The sequence below is a fragment of the Pseudomonas sp. CM25 genome, from assembly GCF_013179705.1.
Taxonomy (GTDB): domain Bacteria; phylum Pseudomonadota; class Gammaproteobacteria; order Pseudomonadales; family Pseudomonadaceae; genus Aquipseudomonas.
This window is the reverse complement of record NZ_JABMCW010000664.1, coordinates 1-1105: the sequence shown is the minus strand read 5'-3', so window position 1 is coordinate 1105 and position 1105 is coordinate 1. Positions and strand designations below refer to the sequence as shown.

2 protein-coding genes are annotated in these 1105 nt (G+C 62.2%); one reads left to right on the top strand and one right to left on the bottom strand.

Features of this window, described 5'->3' with window-relative positions; translation table 11 throughout:
- Nucleotides 1–269: OsmC family protein (locus HP546_RS30505; protein ID WP_172233682.1), on the top strand; the 269-nt coding region annotated here is incomplete at its 5' end.
- 43 nt (nucleotides 270–312) lie between these two features.
- Here HP546_RS30505 and HP546_RS30500 read toward each other — a convergent pair.
- The coding region (locus tag HP546_RS30500; protein ID WP_172233679.1) for a DUF2157 domain-containing protein at nucleotides 313–1105 on the bottom strand (793 nt) is incomplete at its 5' end.

Genomic DNA, 1105 nt, shown 5'->3' with positions numbered 1-1105 from the left:
GCAGCTTTGATGTGGTCAGCATTCTGAAGAAGTCGCGCCAGGCGGTGGAAAGCTGCGAAGCGTTCCTGGAAGCCGAGCGTGCCAGCGAAGACCCGAAGGTGTTCACCAAGATCCACATGAACTTCGTGGTCAAGGGGCGTGGGCTGAAAGAGGCACAGGTCAAGCGCGCGGTAGAACTGTCGGCGGAGAAGTACTGCTCGGCGTCGATCATGCTTGAGCGTGCCGGGGTCGAGATTACCCATGGCTACGAAATCGTAGAGCTGGGTTAAGGCTGAGACTTCAGGGCCGCTTCGCGGCCCTTGTGGGGCAATATCAGTTGCGAAGCGCCGGCAACGCAGCCTGCACCCAGACCGGCAAGCATCCTCGCATCACCTGGCTCAGCTTCTCCCGCCGCTTCTGGTAGACCAGCCCCAACCAGATAACCCCCAAGCCGATCAAGGTAACTACCAGCGGGAACAGCAGCGACTGGGCAAACACCTCATACGACAGGTATCCCAGGTACGCCGCCACCCCCAGCGCCCCGAACACCATGAACACAGGCCGGCGCAACAGCACCGCCATGCCCATAAGCGCGATATTGATCAGGCAGTACATCGCCTTGGCCCATTCGCTGCCGTTGTCCACCAGGGTAAGGCCGCCCCAGAATGCTGCCAACCCTGCCAGGTAACCCCAGTGGGCATAGTCCTCACGTGTGCGCCCGTCGACTCCGAGGAACACCAGCAGCAAGCCCAGCCCGAACCACAGCGAAACTTCGCGCCGCTGGTCCCAGTTGAACGGCGAGCCGAAGAACCATTCGCTCAGGTCCATCGACATGAACCACAAGGCCACGGCAATCGGCATGACGATGAACGGGTAGGGGATCAGCCGCAGCATCAGCAGCCCGGCAAGCACTGTGGCGGCTTCCATGCCCAGCCAGCCGGCCTGCACATGGGTGTAGTACTGGTGGTAGCGCGCCTGCGCGTCATCCAGCGGCCACCAGCCGATCAGGCGCTCGATGGCGAATACCGCCAGCGGTACGATACTGACCGCGACTGCCGCCAGCACCCCGGCGGCAACAGGTTGGGCGCGTCGCTGCAGGTTGAGCGCGAACAAGGTAATCAGCAAG